The sequence below is a fragment of the Croceifilum oryzae genome (assembly GCF_030814315.1).
GTDB classification, from domain to species: Bacteria; Bacillota; Bacilli; order Thermoactinomycetales; family Thermoactinomycetaceae; genus Baia; species Baia oryzae.
Genome location: NZ_JAUSUV010000006.1, coordinates 222,566 through 237,163 on the forward strand (window position 1 = coordinate 222,566; position 14,598 = coordinate 237,163).

The following is a 14,598-nucleotide window of genomic DNA, read 5'->3' on the forward strand; positions in this document are numbered from 1 at the left end:
CAGAATAGAACTACATTCCCCAGTCGCGAAGATAACGGAAATCAATCCCTACTGTGCGATTGGATACTTTTAAAATAACGGGCATCACTCGTTTAAATTGGTTTCGGATAATACGCTTATTCACCGCATTAATGAGGGTATCGGAAAAGCCTTGCTTATGAAGTGCTTTTCGATCCCATTTTAAATCTAGCATGTGATATAAAACACGATCCATGTCAAAGTAAGAGAAACCGATCTCTCCTTCATCCGTCTGGTTTTCCCATAAATCAGCGCTCGGCGGTTTCGATAAGATCGAGCTTGGAACCCCCACATAGCGAGACAGTTGCCGAACTTGAGTCTTATATAAATCTCCAATCGGATTGATGGCAGAAGCCGAATCGCCATACTGAGTACCATATCCGAGTAATAGTTCCGTACGATTGCTTGTACCCACTACAAGTGCTTCATAATGAGCCGATAAATCATACAAGATCGTCATTCTTTCCCGTGCCATTTTATTCCCTCTACGGAGAGGGCTAGCATCAGGAAAGCTTTCAAAGTAAGCATCAATCTGAGGAGTGATATTAACCGTGAGTGACTGTACTCCTGTATCTTGAATCGCCTCTCCAGCATCATCTAGGCTATTTTGGCTACTCTGTTTATAAGGCATCCGAACCGTGATCACATTTTCGGCTCCAAAGGCTCTCACTGCCAAATAAAGAGAAAGCGCAGAGTCAATTCCACCTGATAATCCTAAGATCACACGGCGAAAGCCTACTTTGTTCACTTCTTCACGTAGAGCCGTAGTCAATATTTGTGTAGTTAGTTCTTCATTGAGGGATAGATACGGAGCTGCTGTTAATTGATCCGTTAACCATTGCGTAGACATGTCCTATTCTCCTCTACGATGTTGTTGGATTCGAGTCAGTTCTCGAACCACGAGATCTGTATTTTCATCACGTAAAATAGGGGTCGTAAAGCGTGCCCGCCGAACCATATCGAGCTCTAAATCAAACGTTACGAGAGATTCTTCAAAAAGAGGTCCATGAACTAATGTATCTCCAAACGGATCCACCGCTGTTGAATTACCAAAAAAGGAGACCCCGTCCTCGGTTCCCACACGCTGCGTACAAGCGATAAACATTCCGTAAAATTGGGCTTGGCTGGTTAAGATTAAATCCCATGAATCCTGTGTTCCCAGCCCTTTAGCATGTACACCACGTGCTGGAGAATTAGCGAGAACGATCAAAAGCTCTGCACGATCCTGAGCGAGTAGATAGGGAGCCGATGGATGCCACATGTCTTCGCAAACTAGCATCCCCACACGACCAAATCTCGTGTCAAATGCTCGAATACTCTCTCCTCGACCAAAATAACGCGCCTCATCAAACATTCCATATGTAGGTAGATATACTTTGCGATGCACGGCTTGAACGCTACCATAACTCGCATAAATAGCCGAATTATACAAGATGTGATCAGAAGAACGCTCTACGATTCCAAAAGCGATATCCATCCCCTTAGATTCAGAGACAATCTCTTGTACTTCTTCACTATCCACGGCACAAGCCACATCGTAAGTTAAGTCGAGCAGATTATATCCCATTAAGCTTAACTCTGGAAATATAAGCAGCTCGACTCCTTCTTCTTTTGCCTGTTTAATCATCTGTTTGTGAATTTCAAGGTTTTTAGCCACATTACCCAAATGTGGTCGAATTTGAGCTAATCCAACTTTCATTCTAAGATGCCTCCCTAAGGCGAACTATGGGTGATTTGGCTTTTATCATACCATTACCAATGACGCAATTGCGAGAGGAACTCCCTCCAATGCTCTATATCATCAATAATTCTTTCCAAGTAGGGACCTGTATAATCGAGACGATAACCTGGCTTCTTTTCTAACACTCCTATCGACTCGCGAAAAAATTCATTGGGAAATCCATACATCACTTTGATAAAATATTTCTCCCAATCTGATAAAGGTTGATGTTGTTCATAACATTCCATCATTTCAATCCACAGCGACTTATCCCAACGGTTTTCGGTTAAGACTCGGGTACTAATCTGCCAAAGATCTCCCCACTGGGCATCGTAACTAGCTGTATCGAAATCGATCAACCACGCCCGATCCTCTTCGATCATCCAATTATGGCTGGCTAAATCACGATGGCATAAATGATGTTGGAGATACGATTGTTCATTCATCTCGTAGAAGGTAGGAGTATATAACTGATTCCACGTATTTACACCCATCCGGTACATCTCGAAGCCTGCAATTCGAATCCATTTATCCGCTTTACCAGTGGATCGGTCGTATTGATGTAGATACTTTTCAAACTTCTTTAGACGTTGTCCAAGTCTCTCCCATAAAAGGAACGCCGTCCGACGAGTAGACGGCGTAGTACATCCACGTCCCGCTTGATGAAACCGAGCTAGCTGCCCTAATACAAGCTTACTTTCTCTGCGAGATCGATATCTACTTGTTTCTCCGCGAATGTATGATGTTAATGTCAACCCATCTCCAGCATGTAAAAACGTAGGCATATCGTGAAATCCACGATGCCTGAGCTCTCGATCAACTTGACTCCACCACTCTTGATGATAAGCAGAACGACATTGCTTTGCTACCCATGTTTGTTCATTTGTATAAATGAGCCATATTTTTTGTCCTTGCTCCATATCGATTACTCGTGTCTGAAGAGCTCGTTCCAATTTTCGCAAGCTTGGCTGGGACATATTGATCCCTTCCTTTATCTTAGTTAAAACTCTGCAGAAGAGCTCTCAAAGGTCTCCCCACCATAATCAGGTGCTTGATTCATCATCATTTCGGGTTGCCAGAACGCTGGTTGATGATTTCCGTATGGAGTCCAAAACGGATAGGGTGGTGACGACATCGCTGTTTGCGGTGGATAAGCAGGTGGTCCACAATCAGAGCAAGGAGGATAATTTGGATACGGTGTAGATACATGCGAAAGATGCGGATAAGAATAAAATCCAGGCTCAGTTGGATAAAATGGTGCAAACTGAGTAGGGTAAGAAGGTGGATAGGAATAGACAGATGAAGAAGCATCCCATTCATCCATTGGCATTTCACTTGATTCATCATAGTCGTCGTCATCATAATCATCATAACGAGCAGGTTCATTTTGATATTGGTGGTAGAATTGAGCATCCTCAACCCGAATCGGCTTAGCAATGGTTAATTGTAGATCTTGTGGATATGATTCGTGATCTGTTCTTTCTTTTAGATAATCTCTCTTTATTGGGGAAACGGGTACTCGCCCAGACGGGATTCGCACCTTACTCCCTACTTCTAATTGTTCTGGCTCCATAATATTGGGATTTGCTTCTAGTACTCGCTCTAACGGAACATTATACTTTTGTACCAAGTCCCATAACTGTTCCCCAGGACGTACGATATGAATTTTCAAACCCGGTACCTCCTCAAATGCAAATGGATTATTCTATCCTATGCGCCTATGGGCTATTAGTTGCCTTCACAGCATAGACAAACGATCATTCAAGAAAATATATTCATTTTTCAAGGATAATATGTAAAACTAAAGTTAGTAACGAATCTATATTTAGGAGGATCCGTATGCACTCAAATCATCGCATGAGGTGGATTAGTATCTTTGTGGTAGCCATCGCCTCATTTTCCATCCTATTAATCGGTTCCATCATGTCTCTTATTGAACTTTTCAGACCTCAGGCATCTAACCTCCAAACGCCTGCTTCCCAAAAAACAGCCTCACCAACCAGTCCCACTATCGGACGAATCGTCAGCCTAGGAGATTCTCTCACCCGAGGCATCGGAGATGATAGCGGAAAAGGGTATATCCAACTTTTCCGAGAACAACTACAAAAATCAAGCAAATCAGAAGTAAGCCTTATCAATTTAAGCGTTAGTGGTGCCACTTCAACTGATCTTCGTAAACAGATCTCACAACCCGAAACGTCTAACTTGCTAAAAAGTGCTGAGATCATCCCCCTAACCATTGGCGGAAACGATCTATTTCGAGGAAGTGGTCGTCTTGAAAACACGGATCCAGCAACAGTAGAAAAAGCACGCCTTACATATCAAGAAAACGTAGACTTCATCCTAAAGGAAATTCGCAAACAGAATTCCAAAGCCACAATCTTCATGTTTGGTTTGTACAATCCGTTTGGCGACTTATCCGAAGCCAAACAAACCAATGAATTCGTGGCAAAGTGGAACGAAACGGCACAACAAGTGATCGCGAAATATGATCGCGTTGTTTTTATTCCTACATATGACCTATTTCAATTAGATCCAAAACGGTATCTTTTTACAGACCACTTTCATCCAAATCAAAATGGATATCAGCGCATGGCAAATCGCCTCACTCAGCTGGTGATCGACCAAGAAGGGATGGAGACCAAATGAACCAAACGGCCCCCGTACTCGAGGTAAAGAAGCTAAGCAAACAAATCGGGAAACGAAAAATCGTAGAGGACATTACGTTTGAGGTACAAAAAGGAGAAATTTTTGGATTTCTAGGACCAAATGGCGCGGGGAAAACCACCACCATCCGCATGCTAGTCGGACTCATCCGTCCAACAGAGGGAATGATTCAAATCGGGGGATATCCCTTACAAGACCAGTTTATCGAAGCCATATCCCAAGTAGGCTGTATTGTAGAAAATCCAGAACTTTATCCCTACCTTACAGGTCGTGAAAACCTAGAGCATTTTGCCCGCATGATGACAGGTGTTACAGACGAATGGATCCATGAGATTATTCGCCTCGTAGAGCTGGAAGAACGAATCGATGAACTGGTAAAAACCTATTCGCTTGGAATGCGACAACGTCTTGGAATCGCACAAGCATTACTTGGCTCTCCTAAGATACTCATCCTTGATGAACCCACTAACGGGCTTGATCCTGCGGGCATTCGCGAACTGCGAGCTTTTATTCGCAAACTTGTCCACGAACAAGGAATTAGTGTCTTTATCTCCAGCCATATCCTACATGAGATCCAGCTAATGTGTGATCGCGTTGCCATTATTAACAAAGGAAAAATTGTCTACACCGGACCCGTACGTGAGCTTGTTCACGAAGAAGAAACCCGCATCGAGTGGAGATTAGACCCTCTGCAATCGGGTGTACAAGTCCTAAAAGAATTATCTTTTGTCCGTCCTGTCGAGCAAACAGAAGAACATCTTTATGTATATATGCCACTCGATCGCATTGCCGAAGTGAATGAGCAACTTACAGCTAAGCAGATAAAAGTAACTGGAATTCGTCCTGTACAAGCTACACTGGAAGATTTATTTTTACAACTGACAGGAGGCGAAACCAAATCATGATCGGACTTGTCTATAATGAAATGTTAAAAATGGTTCGGAAAAAGCGACTTTGGGTCATCCTAGGGATCTTAGTCATCCTGATCCCGATTTTTACATATGCTCAGGCACAGACACTCGAAAGAGCAGCGAAACAAATTGGCACAAGTGATTGGAAGGTTGTACTAAAACAGCAGATTATCGATCAACAAAACCGCTTAACATCCAGCCGATTACCTGAAGAATGGAAAGCGTTTATCAAACTAAATATCCAACAACAAGAATATTATTTAAAAAACAATATTGATCCAACCGCACCCGGTGCTCCTACGTTTATGCGAAAATTTGTAGAGGAATCCGTTTCTCTCTTTCTTCCACTTTTGGTTGTCATCATTGCAGCCGATTTGGTTTCCTCTGAACTCTCGAGCGGCACAATCAAATTACTCCTTACTAGGCCCGTTCGGCGTTGGAAAGTACTCCTTAGCAAATACATCTCCCTACTCTTTGCCACATCTTTTATCGTACTTAGTACAGCCATATTGAGTTATCTACTCTCCGGCGTGGTCTTTGGATATGGGGGTTGGGATCTCCCTGTATTATCTGGATTCCAAGAGAAAAATGGAGCTTTGTTGACCGAGTTTGTCCATCTCATGCCTCAGTGGAAATATCTCCTTATGGCATACGGTCTCTCTTGGCTCGCCTGTATTACCGTTGCAACCGTTTCCTTTATGGTATCCGTCTTAGTACGAAGCACTGCATCTGGCATGGGCATCATGCTTGCGGCTATCATCTCAGGGAATTTGCTTATGCAACTCTCTCCAACATGGGGTGCGATCAAATACTTCGCCTTCACCCAATTGCGTTTAACCGACTATCTCTCTGGCCGCCCTATTCTCATAGAGGGCATGACACTGCCGCTCTCCATAGGAGTCCTAGGAGCTTGGTCCGTTGTGGCACTGATTACCGCGTTTGTTTCGTTTTCGAGACGTGATGTATTGGCGTGATGAGCTAATATGTATGAGTTTTACAAAAAACAGCCCTACGCAGTCTAGACTCTAGACTATGTAGGGCTGTTTTAGAGCCTACTATTTACTTTCTTCTTTAAATTTAGCACCAGCATTTTCTACGAATTTCTTCCAAGATTCATTAAATTGATCTGCACTTTTCCCTTGTTGCTCAATGGCATTTTGGAATTTTGAATCAGCACTAGCTAACTCCTTTGCATTTGCATCATTTGAATCCTTTAGAAACTTAATAAATACTCCGACAAACTGCTCTTGCACCGCACTAAGTTCGATTTCTGCTTTTATCTCTTTCTCAAAATCAACAAACCCTAAATTCGACCTCTAATCCCTAGGAGTATAATAGATTCCCTCTCTACATGTAGATGTTTTTTCTTTCTTTTAGTAAAATTAAATTGAACGAAAATTTTTATAAACAGAATGGAGAAACGTATATGAAATATGTATTCCTTATGATGCCTGCATTTGGACATATGAACCCTACGATAACCGTAACAGAGGAATTGATCAGGCGCGGAGAAGAGGTAGTTTATTATACAACCGGCGATTTTGCAGATATAGTCAAAAAAGTAGGGGCAGAAGTTCGGGTGATTGATCCGATTTTCAATCCGATCAACTTCTTCGAAAAAATGGATCCACGTGGAGATCAGTCTTTTACGAAACCTCCTGTTCACTTACTGACCCAGTATATGAACGAAGCCCGCCTGAAAGCCCACGAATTAATTGATCAAGTGAAAAGCGAAAAAGCCGATGTAGCCATATATGACCCGATGTGTGTTTGGGGAAAAGAAATCATTCAAACTCTCGGCATTCCTGCTGCTACCTTTTATAGCAGTTTCGCATTCCACAAAGAAGCACCCACCCTACAAAGATGGGTTGATCAATATTTCCTGCCAGAAGAGAAGCAAATATTGCATTTGTTTACCGTTGCCGAAAAACTAAACATCGTATCGAATCCAAAAGAATTTCAATATGATGCAGAATTTTTTGATCATCGTTATGCATTTGTTGGACCTCTCATCTCCGATCGACAAGTTACAACCGACCTTCTCTTAGACAACCTCAGCAAACAACCTGTACTCTACATCTCACTCGGAACGATCTTAAGCAATGCTGATTTTTACAAAAACTGCTTTGAAGCCTTCGGGGATACACACTGGCAGGTGATCTTAAACGTCGGACCCAGAACCAGTATGAAAGAACTCGGCTCCATTCCTGAAAACTTCATCATCCGACCTTTTGTGCCACAGTTAGAAGTGCTTAAACACACTGATGTCTTCATATCCCACGGAGGAATGAATTCCATCATGGAGGCACTATGGTTTGGTGTTCCTACGGTAGCGATTCCGCAATCAACTGATCAGCCACTTGTTGCGGAACGTCTTACCCAATTGGGCTTAGGAGAGTCCATCCAACCTGATCAGGTTACGGTTGAACAATTAAGAGAGGCTGTAAACAAAGTGAGTCAATCGGAGGTGGTTCGAGCAAACCTTCAAGCGATTCGTCAATCTATGCATGAAGCAAATCCAGTTCAACAGACGGCAGATTTGTTACAGTCACTTGCTCAACAACAAACAGTGATGTAGCTTGAGGTGGCGAGCCACTATGTAATATTTTGAAGTAGTATTTTTGGGACAGGTCTGTGAGTAGTCTGGCTATCCGTACAAATTAGCGATTTCTTAATTAATCCTCTAGATAATCTGTCACAGGGTATGTATCTTCCACAGCTCAAATAGTGAACCAGCAAGGAAGTGAAAAGCAAGTCCGCTTCGTCCTTCGTAGCAAAGGCAAGTGGCAAAACTCGCAAAGAACGCGGGGACATTGCACAAAAAACTCCATTGCTTCGAAGCACTACGCTAATTAGGCTCACTAACATCACTGTGTCTAGGTACAATGCCCCTATCCCACCACTGATAACTCTAGTTAATCAACAAGATTCCTTTTCAGGGATCTTGTTAGTGTTTTATTGGAGTAGGTACGAGATAATATCTTGGTTGGTATATTGTAACGATTTCGGAATGTCATGTCGATTGGATTCGATCTGAAAATAAGCAGTATCCTCTTTATCTAGAAATAATCCATACTGCAATATACCCTTCTCGATATCTAGCTTCTGTAAGATCTGTTCATAAAACTGGCTTTGCGTCATTCGATCTACGGAAGCTAAGTGGAATACTCCTCTTAAATCGTTTTCGATCATAAATCGCACTTGTTTAGCCAACAAATCATCCAGATGATGATTGCAAACAAGATTGCTAAATACCTCAATGGATTTATGCTCTTTCAAACTTTCTTTGATTAAATCCAGTCTTGGTGAATTCTTTCCCCATATCATTGGAATTCGAATGATAATAGCCTTCTCGCCCAGCATTTCTTGAAGCATATTCTCACACTTTATTTTGAATTTCCCATAATCTGATTCTGCGATAGGGGTATCCGTTTCGGTATAAGGCCTTGAATAATCCCCGTCAAACACATTTGTAGTCGAAAAGTAGTACAGCTTCGTGTTTTGATTTTTTATACTCCTAGCCAATTCCTCGTGAAACGTAAACTGTTGATCATAATCGCCTCGCAAACAAGAAATCACCACGTCAGGCTTAATTGTATCCATGATTTCTTTCATCTTATCCACGTGCTGAACTCCCAATAAAAACTGTTTATCGTGCGGAAGACTAGTAACATTAGAAATATAGGTACCGTATACATCAAACTCACCCATTAGCTCATCAACGATAGCCCGTCCTACAAGACCGCTTGCACCTAAAACAAGTACTTTGTTCATCTGTCATTCCTCCTTATATCGTAATGTCGATCCCACAGTAACTCAAAAACTTCTTTGCCGATCTCGGTTCCGATAAACACATCATGATCATCTGACTGATCGAAAATATATTGTAAGTCACGAGGGTATGGTTCGGGAGACAAAAAATCTAGATACTCCACTTCCTCTGATGCATACCCCACTACTTCATTTTTATAAAATACTAGTTTTCTTGTTTCATACCTTTGAGAATCCAGCTCACAGAAAAATTTATATGGCTCACCTGGATGAGAGTGGATCCAATCCACAGATACATAGGTAAACGTAGCATTTTCTTTGGTCAAAATCATTTGCCTCCCCCTCATATAAACTATATAACTACCCTATCCACTTCTAATCGAATCATTTCTATCCAAAACCGTTATATTGAGTTAATATTCAAAATAAAATTATTAATTTTAATATAAAAAATTTATTACAAATGTTTACAAAAAATGTATTTGTGTTACAATATGATTGTTTGAAATTTAGGCACAGAATAAGGGGTTGTTAGGAATGAAAGGTAAACGTTTCGTAGCTGGGATTATTGCTTGTAGTACTATGGTGATGGGTGCAGGATTTGCTACTCCATCTACCACTTTAGCCGCTGGAGTCGAGAAAAACGTTCAAGTCGGATGGGAAGATGCTTCTTTTCAAGTAGAAAACAAATCTTTTTTACCTCAAGAAGTTTCGAACCAAGTGGACGTGACAAACAAAGCTATCACCATGGTAAAGCACGGCAAAAAAACATATGTATACTTATCACTTGGTACCCAAGGCGCGCTATATCAATTTACTGTGAACGCAGCAGTCATCAAAAAGGGCAAACTTTTCGTCACTGCTCAGGCAAAGATGGCCGCTTATAAATTTATACCAAGCCCAGAGTTTGAAGTGATTTCATTTGATAACACAAAGTATAAGATTAGCGAAGTAGACGGTCATATTAGTGTGATCAACAAAATGAACTAATTCTTCGTTTTTAACGTGAAAAGGAGCGGCAGAATACTCTGCCGACTCCTTTTTGTTTAGAGAAGCATCGTAACACCTACCTACAGACTCTGCTCATAGGAAGTTATTTTCTTCCATAGTAATTTCGACTCTGAGGAATCCAAATCATGCTTTTCCAATTGACATCCATCCATCTCTATCACCAAATGTAGCTTTTAAAACGTATCCTACTCCACTCCAATCACAGTCACCCGTTGCACACCTTTCATCCCACGAAGCCGACCTACTAAATCCTCTAAATCCGATATCAAATGAGTCAAATCGACTGACATCGAAACGGATGCTTCTCCTTGAAGTGGGATGGTCTGATGGATGGTGAGAATGTTTACTCCCATGCTCGCTAGGAAGCTTAAAACCTGAGATAGAACCCCCGCTTGATCTTTTAGTAGAAAGACGAGAGTCACCATCTTGCTCTGATTCAAACTTTGAAATGGAAAGATGGAGTCTCGATATTTATAGTAGGAACTACGGCTCAGCCCGACTTTGGCCACTGCTTGTTGAACTGTATCGGCTTCACCTGTTTCTACCAGTCGTTTTGCCTCCAATGTCTTTTGGATCACTTCGGGTAATTGATTATAGCGGACCAATACCAATCGTTCTTCATCATCTCTCATGTTCACAAGATAACCTCTTTTATTACGATTTTATATGCAATGTAGTCCAGAAAAAACGCCAACATCCGTTTTTCCAGATAGTTTGTTTTATTCAAATTCAATTTATCTCGCATATTGTATCGTTTCTCTTAGCTATAGGCAATCTTTTTGATAATATAAGAGAATACGATTCTCACATCAAAGGAGCAATGAATTATGGTATCTGTACTATTCGTCTGCTTAGGAAACATATGTCGCTCTCCAATGGCAGAAGCAATATTTCGTCATTATGTAATCGAAGAAGGCCTTGAAAATGAAATCCACATCGATTCTGCTGGCACAGGAGACTGGCATATAGGCGAACCACCCCATCAGGGAACGATGTTGAAACTAAAAGAGTATGGAATTTCTTCACAAGGAATCTACGCACGCCAAGTGAAACAGAATGACTTCGATCAATTCCAATGGATCGTCGGCATGGACACATCCAATGTAGAGAACCTACATAAAATCGCCCAAACCACACATTCACACGTGTACCCATTTATCCAATTCATCCCCGGCACCGCCTATGAAGGCGTCCCAGATCCTTGGTACACAGGCAACTTCCAAGAAACTTATGACCTCGTCCAACAAGGGTGTAAGAATTTGCTAAACGAGATCGTAACAAAGCATGGATTAAGCAAGAAATGAACCTGCAGAATGTCCTTTGCTAGCTAAACACCTGACAGAATCGAATTATGGCGACCCATCTTCATAAGCTTACTATTGAAGTAGGCATATTTAAGCTAATCGATCAAACAAGATTTTCAGAGTCGATTATCCAACAAAATGGTTAATCAGCAAGTCTGCTATGAAAGCAAACACTCTACCAATAATCGGAACAGACTAGAGGCGATGTATCTGACCACTGCGATGTTAGCGAGCCTGCTTAGCGTAGTCCTTCGAAGTAATGGCGTTTTGTGGCAATGTCTGAGCGAGTTCTTCGCGAGTTTTGCCACTTGCCCGAAGCGAAGAGGACGAAGCGACTTGCTTTTCCACATCTTCACAGGCTCACTATTTGAGCTGTGGTCAGATACATGCCCCATTCTTGCTCCATTCAACAAAACCAAATAAACCAAGCCCTCAAAGCAACAAGAGCTTGGTCCCACCTCATCTCACTAAATCCCTAACCTAACTTATAACTCATCCCATATCCACCCTGCGGATACACCCACTCAATATTATAAGCTGGACAAGCAATCCGACACGTCCCACATTCAATACAGTTCTCATACGCAACCGTCGTGATCTTTTGGCTAGGATCCCAATCATACACATCAGCCGGGCAAAAAAAGTTACAATCCTTCGTCGTACAGTCGACACAAACATCTGTTGCTTTGATCGTCAGATGCGAAACATCATCACATTTAAAACGAATCGTATACAGTTTATCCGAAAGATTTTGACTCATCCGTTCATCGACCTCCAGCCCTTATAGCCTAATTTTAATAAATTGATCATCCCACCAGCCGCTTCTTTTACTCTCCGAACCGCATACTTCTGCTTCTCTGCTTTCGGTATTCCATCTACTAAGAACATATTATATGCCGCATCATTTAGTGCTCTCGGCAACCTGCTAAACAACAATTCGGGGTCTTCCTCTTTTAAAAGCTGATGCATCCCCTTGTATTTCTGTAAATCCTTCATGATGAATGATGCCTTGACTGACTCATCATACATACGAAGACTACTAGCTGAGAAATCCTCTTTTGTCTTAGCGGCTATAATCGCTTCTCCCGCCAAACGACCTGACGACATGGCTAAGTTTGTACCTTCGCGGTGAACAAAGTTAACCAATTGGGCGGCATCCCCTACCAAACACCATCCATCTCCCGACAATGGAGGTACAGAATAATAACCTCCTTCTGGGATTAGATGACCTGAGTATTCTAACGTCTCTCCACCTTGAATCAACTTTCGAATCATCGGGTGTTGCTTGACGGATTCCAAGATTTGATAAGGCTTCATTCGCTTATCACGCAGATGATCTACCATCACCCCAACTCCCAGAGAAATGGTTTCTTTGTTGGTGTATAAGAAGCCCATCCCAGCCATCCCAAGTGATGTTTCGCCCATAAATTCGATCGTAACACCTTCGTTGCCCTCAACCTGAAATCGATCTTGAATCTTCTCACTCGGAAGCGCGATGATTTCTTTCACGGCCAGCGAGACTTCATCTGTTTTCCACTCTCTATGAACACCTAGAGCTTTTCCTAGTAAGGAGTTCACTCCGTCTGCGATGACAACTACATCCGCATATAAATCTCCATCATCCCGGTCCGTCTTTACTCCGACCACTCGATTTCCTTCTCGAATCACATCTAACGCTACGGTTTGATAAATGGGCAGGGCCCCTGCTTCTACTGCTTTATTGGCAAACCATTGGTCAAATTTAACCCGCAATCCTGTAAAACAATTAAACGGATCTTTATATGCCTCATTTCGGTGACCAAAGGTAACCATAGACTCCTTGCTCATCATCCAAATTCGTTGCTCAATAATATTACGCTCCATCGGGAAATTTCGTTCTTTCCAAAATTCTGGAACCAACTCTTCAACCTGTTTTCGGTATAGAACGCCACCAAAGATATTCTTAGCCCCAGGGAATTCACCACGCTCTAGCAACACCACACTAAGCCCAGCTCTTGCCATCGTGAGTGCTGCTGCTGTACCTCCTGGCCCTGCGCCCACTACTATCGCATCAAATTTTTCGTTCACTTGCGATCACTCCTCTGCTTCTTATCTCGAAATCCTACTACTTCTGATTTTGATTACACTTTGAAAGCCATAGTGGGATCTTCTTTCGCCGCTTTTCTCTTTTTTACCTCTGCGGTGATCGCAGGAACAATTTGAAACAAATCCCCAACAATGCCATAGTGAGCAAACTGAAAAATAGGTGCATTTTCATCCTTGTTAATCGCAATGATCACATCTGAACCAGCCATCCCTACTGTATGTTGCACCGCTCCAGAGATTCCAATCGCAAAGTATAACTTCGGTCGCACGGTATATCCTGTCTGGCCAACCTGATGCTCATGAGCAATCCAACCCGCATCGACACAAGCACGACTCGCTCCAACCTGTCCACCTAGCTCATCAGCCAGTTCCTTCAGTAGACGGAACGGTTCGATGCCTCCGAGCCCACGCCCTCCTGACACGATGATCTCTGCTTCTTCCAAGTTCACGGTCCCAGTCTGCTCGATAAAGTTAACAACTTCTGTCGCAATCTGCTCTCCTTCTGTCGGATTGGCGATGAGTACAATCTCCCCCTTTCTCTCTGGATCACGTGGCAAAGCTTGAAAGACTCCCGCCCGAGCTGTTGCCATCTGTGGTCGATATTGTTTACACAGAATCGTAGCCATCATTTTCTCAGAAAAAGCCGGCCGACTTGCTAGTAGTAGCCGGGATGGGTGCGGCTCCACATCCAATTCAGTCGTATCAGCGGTTAATCCAGTCGGAAGATGAGTCGCGATCGCTCCCGCCAAATCTCTCCCTGTTCCCGTAGCGCCAAACAGACAAATCTCAGGCTTATGCTCTTCGATCAGCTTTAAGGTAATGCGGCTATAGGGCCTAGTCCGATAATCCTGAAGTTCGGGACCTTGGCAGAGGAAGACACGATCTGCTCCATAATAAATTGCCTCATCTGCTAGGTGATCCACTTGGTCTCCAATGACAAATGCCATTAAAGGAACTTCTAACTTATCTGCTAATTTTTTTCCAGCGCCAAGCAACTGCCAAGATACTTTCTTCGCAGTTCCACTACGTTGCTCTACAAAAACGAGAACCCCACGATACTGAGACCAATCTGGCATCTGCTCATTGTTTTGCTCCGTTGACATCGTTTCTC

18 protein-coding genes are annotated in these 14,598 nt (G+C 42.5%); 6 read left to right on the forward strand and 12 right to left on the reverse strand.

Annotated features, from left to right (window positions below; translation table 11 throughout):
* Positions 1 to 10 precede the first annotated feature (10 nt).
* The 4 genes from J2Z48_RS08380 to J2Z48_RS08395 are packed head-to-tail and all read right to left on the reverse strand — an operon-like array spanning position 11 to position 3,410.
* Positions 11 to 868 carry an NAD+ synthase gene (locus J2Z48_RS08380; protein WP_307252619.1) on the reverse strand — a complete coding sequence of 286 codons (858 nt, stop codon included), beginning with the start codon at positions 866 to 868 and terminating at the stop codon, positions 11 to 13.
* A 3-nt stretch (positions 869 to 871) separates the two neighbouring features.
* Positions 872 to 1,717 carry a nitrilase-related carbon-nitrogen hydrolase gene (locus tag J2Z48_RS08385; protein WP_307252622.1) on the reverse strand — a complete coding sequence of 282 codons (846 nt, stop codon included), beginning with the start codon at positions 1,715 to 1,717 and terminating at the stop codon, positions 872 to 874.
* Between the two features lie 53 nt (positions 1,718 to 1,770).
* Positions 1,771 to 2,715, reverse strand: coding sequence for a phosphotransferase (locus J2Z48_RS08390; protein ID WP_307252624.1), 945 nt, complete (start codon positions 2,713 to 2,715; stop codon positions 1,771 to 1,773).
* Between the two features lie 23 nt (positions 2,716 to 2,738).
* Entirely contained in the window at positions 2,739 to 3,410 is a 672-nt protein-coding gene (locus J2Z48_RS08395) for a LysM peptidoglycan-binding domain-containing protein (RefSeq protein ID WP_307252626.1), read from the reverse strand.
* Positions 3,411 to 3,577: 167 nt separating this feature from the next.
* On the opposite strand from J2Z48_RS08395, the gene J2Z48_RS08400 reads away from it, so the two are divergent.
* From J2Z48_RS08400 to J2Z48_RS08410, 3 genes are read left to right on the forward strand one after another with little or no spacing between them, the layout of a single operon-like run.
* Positions 3,578 to 4,387 carry an SGNH/GDSL hydrolase family protein gene (locus J2Z48_RS08400; RefSeq protein ID WP_307252627.1) on the forward strand — a complete coding sequence of 270 codons (810 nt, stop codon included), beginning with the start codon at positions 3,578 to 3,580 and terminating at the stop codon, positions 4,385 to 4,387.
* The gene (locus tag J2Z48_RS08405) at positions 4,384 to 5,310 is read left to right on the forward strand and encodes an ABC transporter ATP-binding protein (RefSeq protein ID WP_307252630.1); all 927 of its coding nucleotides are present in this window, start codon (positions 4,384 to 4,386) and stop codon (positions 5,308 to 5,310) included. Before J2Z48_RS08400 ends, J2Z48_RS08405 begins: the two co-directional genes overlap by 4 nt.
* Positions 5,307 to 6,290 (forward strand): ABC transporter permease, encoded by a 984-nt coding sequence (locus tag J2Z48_RS08410; protein ID WP_307252632.1) that lies wholly within the window; start codon positions 5,307 to 5,309, stop codon positions 6,288 to 6,290. Before J2Z48_RS08405 ends, J2Z48_RS08410 begins: the two co-directional genes overlap by 4 nt.
* Before the next feature lie 81 nt (positions 6,291 to 6,371).
* On the opposite strand, the gene J2Z48_RS08415 is transcribed toward J2Z48_RS08410, so the two are convergent.
* A complete protein-coding gene (locus tag J2Z48_RS08415; protein ID WP_307252634.1) occupies positions 6,372 to 6,569 on the reverse strand; it encodes a hypothetical protein in 198 nt (65 codons plus the stop codon).
* A 173-nt stretch (positions 6,570 to 6,742) separates the two neighbouring features.
* Here J2Z48_RS08415 and J2Z48_RS08420 point away from each other — a divergent pair, with 173 nt between their 5' ends.
* Positions 6,743 to 7,894 carry a nucleotide disphospho-sugar-binding domain-containing protein gene (locus J2Z48_RS08420; RefSeq protein WP_307252636.1) on the forward strand — a complete coding sequence of 384 codons (1,152 nt, stop codon included), beginning with the start codon at positions 6,743 to 6,745 and terminating at the stop codon, positions 7,892 to 7,894.
* 377 nt (positions 7,895 to 8,271) lie between these two features.
* On the opposite strand, the gene J2Z48_RS08425 is transcribed toward J2Z48_RS08420, so the two are convergent.
* Both J2Z48_RS08425 and J2Z48_RS08430 read right to left on the reverse strand, forming a co-directional pair.
* A complete protein-coding gene (locus J2Z48_RS08425; RefSeq protein WP_307252637.1) occupies positions 8,272 to 9,090 on the reverse strand; it encodes a sugar nucleotide-binding protein in 819 nt (272 codons plus the stop codon).
* Positions 9,087 to 9,419, reverse strand: a complete 333-nt coding sequence (locus tag J2Z48_RS08430) for a DUF6881 domain-containing protein (protein WP_307252640.1) — start codon at positions 9,417 to 9,419, stop codon at positions 9,087 to 9,089. The genes J2Z48_RS08425 and J2Z48_RS08430 overlap by 4 nt, the downstream gene beginning before the upstream one ends.
* Positions 9,420 to 9,624: 205 nt before the next feature.
* Here J2Z48_RS08430 and J2Z48_RS08435 point away from each other — a divergent pair, with 205 nt between their 5' ends.
* Complete coding sequence (locus J2Z48_RS08435) at positions 9,625 to 10,077, forward strand: hypothetical protein (RefSeq protein ID WP_307252643.1); 453 nt, start codon at positions 9,625 to 9,627, stop codon at positions 10,075 to 10,077.
* A gap of 206 nt (positions 10,078 to 10,283) precedes the next feature.
* Here the strand turns inward: J2Z48_RS08435 and J2Z48_RS08440 are convergent, their stop codons facing one another.
* Entirely contained in the window at positions 10,284 to 10,730 is a 447-nt protein-coding gene (locus J2Z48_RS08440) for an ACT domain-containing protein (protein ID WP_307252691.1), read from the reverse strand.
* A gap of 195 nt (positions 10,731 to 10,925) precedes the next feature.
* On the opposite strand from J2Z48_RS08440, the gene J2Z48_RS08445 reads away from it, so the two are divergent.
* The gene (locus tag J2Z48_RS08445; protein WP_307252647.1) at positions 10,926 to 11,402 is read left to right on the forward strand and encodes a low molecular weight protein-tyrosine-phosphatase; all 477 of its coding nucleotides are present in this window, start codon (positions 10,926 to 10,928) and stop codon (positions 11,400 to 11,402) included.
* Between the two features lie 225 nt (positions 11,403 to 11,627).
* On the opposite strand, the gene J2Z48_RS08450 is transcribed toward J2Z48_RS08445, so the two are convergent.
* The 4 genes from J2Z48_RS08450 to J2Z48_RS08465 form a co-directional block, all read right to left on the reverse strand.
* Complete coding sequence (locus J2Z48_RS08450) at positions 11,628 to 11,750, reverse strand: hypothetical protein (protein ID WP_307252649.1); 123 nt, start codon at positions 11,748 to 11,750, stop codon at positions 11,628 to 11,630.
* A gap of 127 nt (positions 11,751 to 11,877) precedes the next feature.
* Positions 11,878 to 12,162 carry a ferredoxin family protein gene (locus J2Z48_RS08455; protein ID WP_307252651.1) on the reverse strand — a complete coding sequence of 95 codons (285 nt, stop codon included), beginning with the start codon at positions 12,160 to 12,162 and terminating at the stop codon, positions 11,878 to 11,880.
* Positions 12,159 to 13,469 (reverse strand): FAD-dependent oxidoreductase, encoded by a 1,311-nt coding sequence (locus tag J2Z48_RS08460; protein ID WP_307252652.1) that lies wholly within the window; start codon positions 13,467 to 13,469, stop codon positions 12,159 to 12,161. The genes J2Z48_RS08455 and J2Z48_RS08460 overlap by 4 nt, the downstream gene beginning before the upstream one ends.
* A gap of 53 nt (positions 13,470 to 13,522) precedes the next feature.
* A complete protein-coding gene (locus J2Z48_RS08465; protein WP_307252653.1) occupies positions 13,523 to 14,590 on the reverse strand; it encodes an electron transfer flavoprotein subunit alpha/FixB family protein in 1,068 nt (355 codons plus the stop codon).
* Positions 14,591 to 14,598 lie beyond the last annotated feature (8 nt).

Bases quoted from the DNA above. Each gene is read 5' to 3' on its own strand.
- J2Z48_RS08390 (WP_307252624.1), bottom strand. From the start codon at position 2,715: ATGTCCCAGCCAAGCTTGCGAAAATTGGAACGAGCTCTTCAGACACGA.
- J2Z48_RS08410 (WP_307252632.1), top strand. From the start codon at position 5,307: ATGATCGGACTTGTCTATAATGAAATGTTAAAAATGGTTCGGAAAAAG.
- J2Z48_RS08380 (WP_307252619.1), bottom strand. From the start codon at position 868: ATGTCTACGCAATGGTTAACGGATCAATTAACAGCAGCTCCGTATCTA.
- J2Z48_RS08465 (WP_307252653.1), bottom strand. From the start codon at position 14,590: ATGTCAACGGAGCAAAACAATGAGCAGATGCCAGATTGGTCTCAGTAT.
- J2Z48_RS08425 (WP_307252637.1), bottom strand. From the start codon at position 9,090: ATGAACAAAGTACTTGTTTTAGGTGCAAGCGGTCTTGTAGGACGGGCT.
- J2Z48_RS08420 (WP_307252636.1), top strand. From the start codon at position 6,743: ATGAAATATGTATTCCTTATGATGCCTGCATTTGGACATATGAACCCT.
- J2Z48_RS08445 (WP_307252647.1), top strand. From the start codon at position 10,926: ATGGTATCTGTACTATTCGTCTGCTTAGGAAACATATGTCGCTCTCCA.
- J2Z48_RS08405 (WP_307252630.1), top strand. From the start codon at position 4,384: ATGAACCAAACGGCCCCCGTACTCGAGGTAAAGAAGCTAAGCAAACAA.
- J2Z48_RS08430 (WP_307252640.1), bottom strand. From the start codon at position 9,419: ATGATTTTGACCAAAGAAAATGCTACGTTTACCTATGTATCTGTGGAT.
- J2Z48_RS08455 (WP_307252651.1), bottom strand. From the start codon at position 12,162: ATGAGTCAAAATCTTTCGGATAAACTGTATACGATTCGTTTTAAATGT.
- J2Z48_RS08435 (WP_307252643.1), top strand. From the start codon at position 9,625: ATGAAAGGTAAACGTTTCGTAGCTGGGATTATTGCTTGTAGTACTATG.
- J2Z48_RS08440 (WP_307252691.1), bottom strand. From the start codon at position 10,730: ATGAGAGATGATGAAGAACGATTGGTATTGGTCCGCTATAATCAATTA.
- J2Z48_RS08400 (WP_307252627.1), top strand. From the start codon at position 3,578: ATGCACTCAAATCATCGCATGAGGTGGATTAGTATCTTTGTGGTAGCC.
- J2Z48_RS08385 (WP_307252622.1), bottom strand. From the start codon at position 1,717: ATGAAAGTTGGATTAGCTCAAATTCGACCACATTTGGGTAATGTGGCT.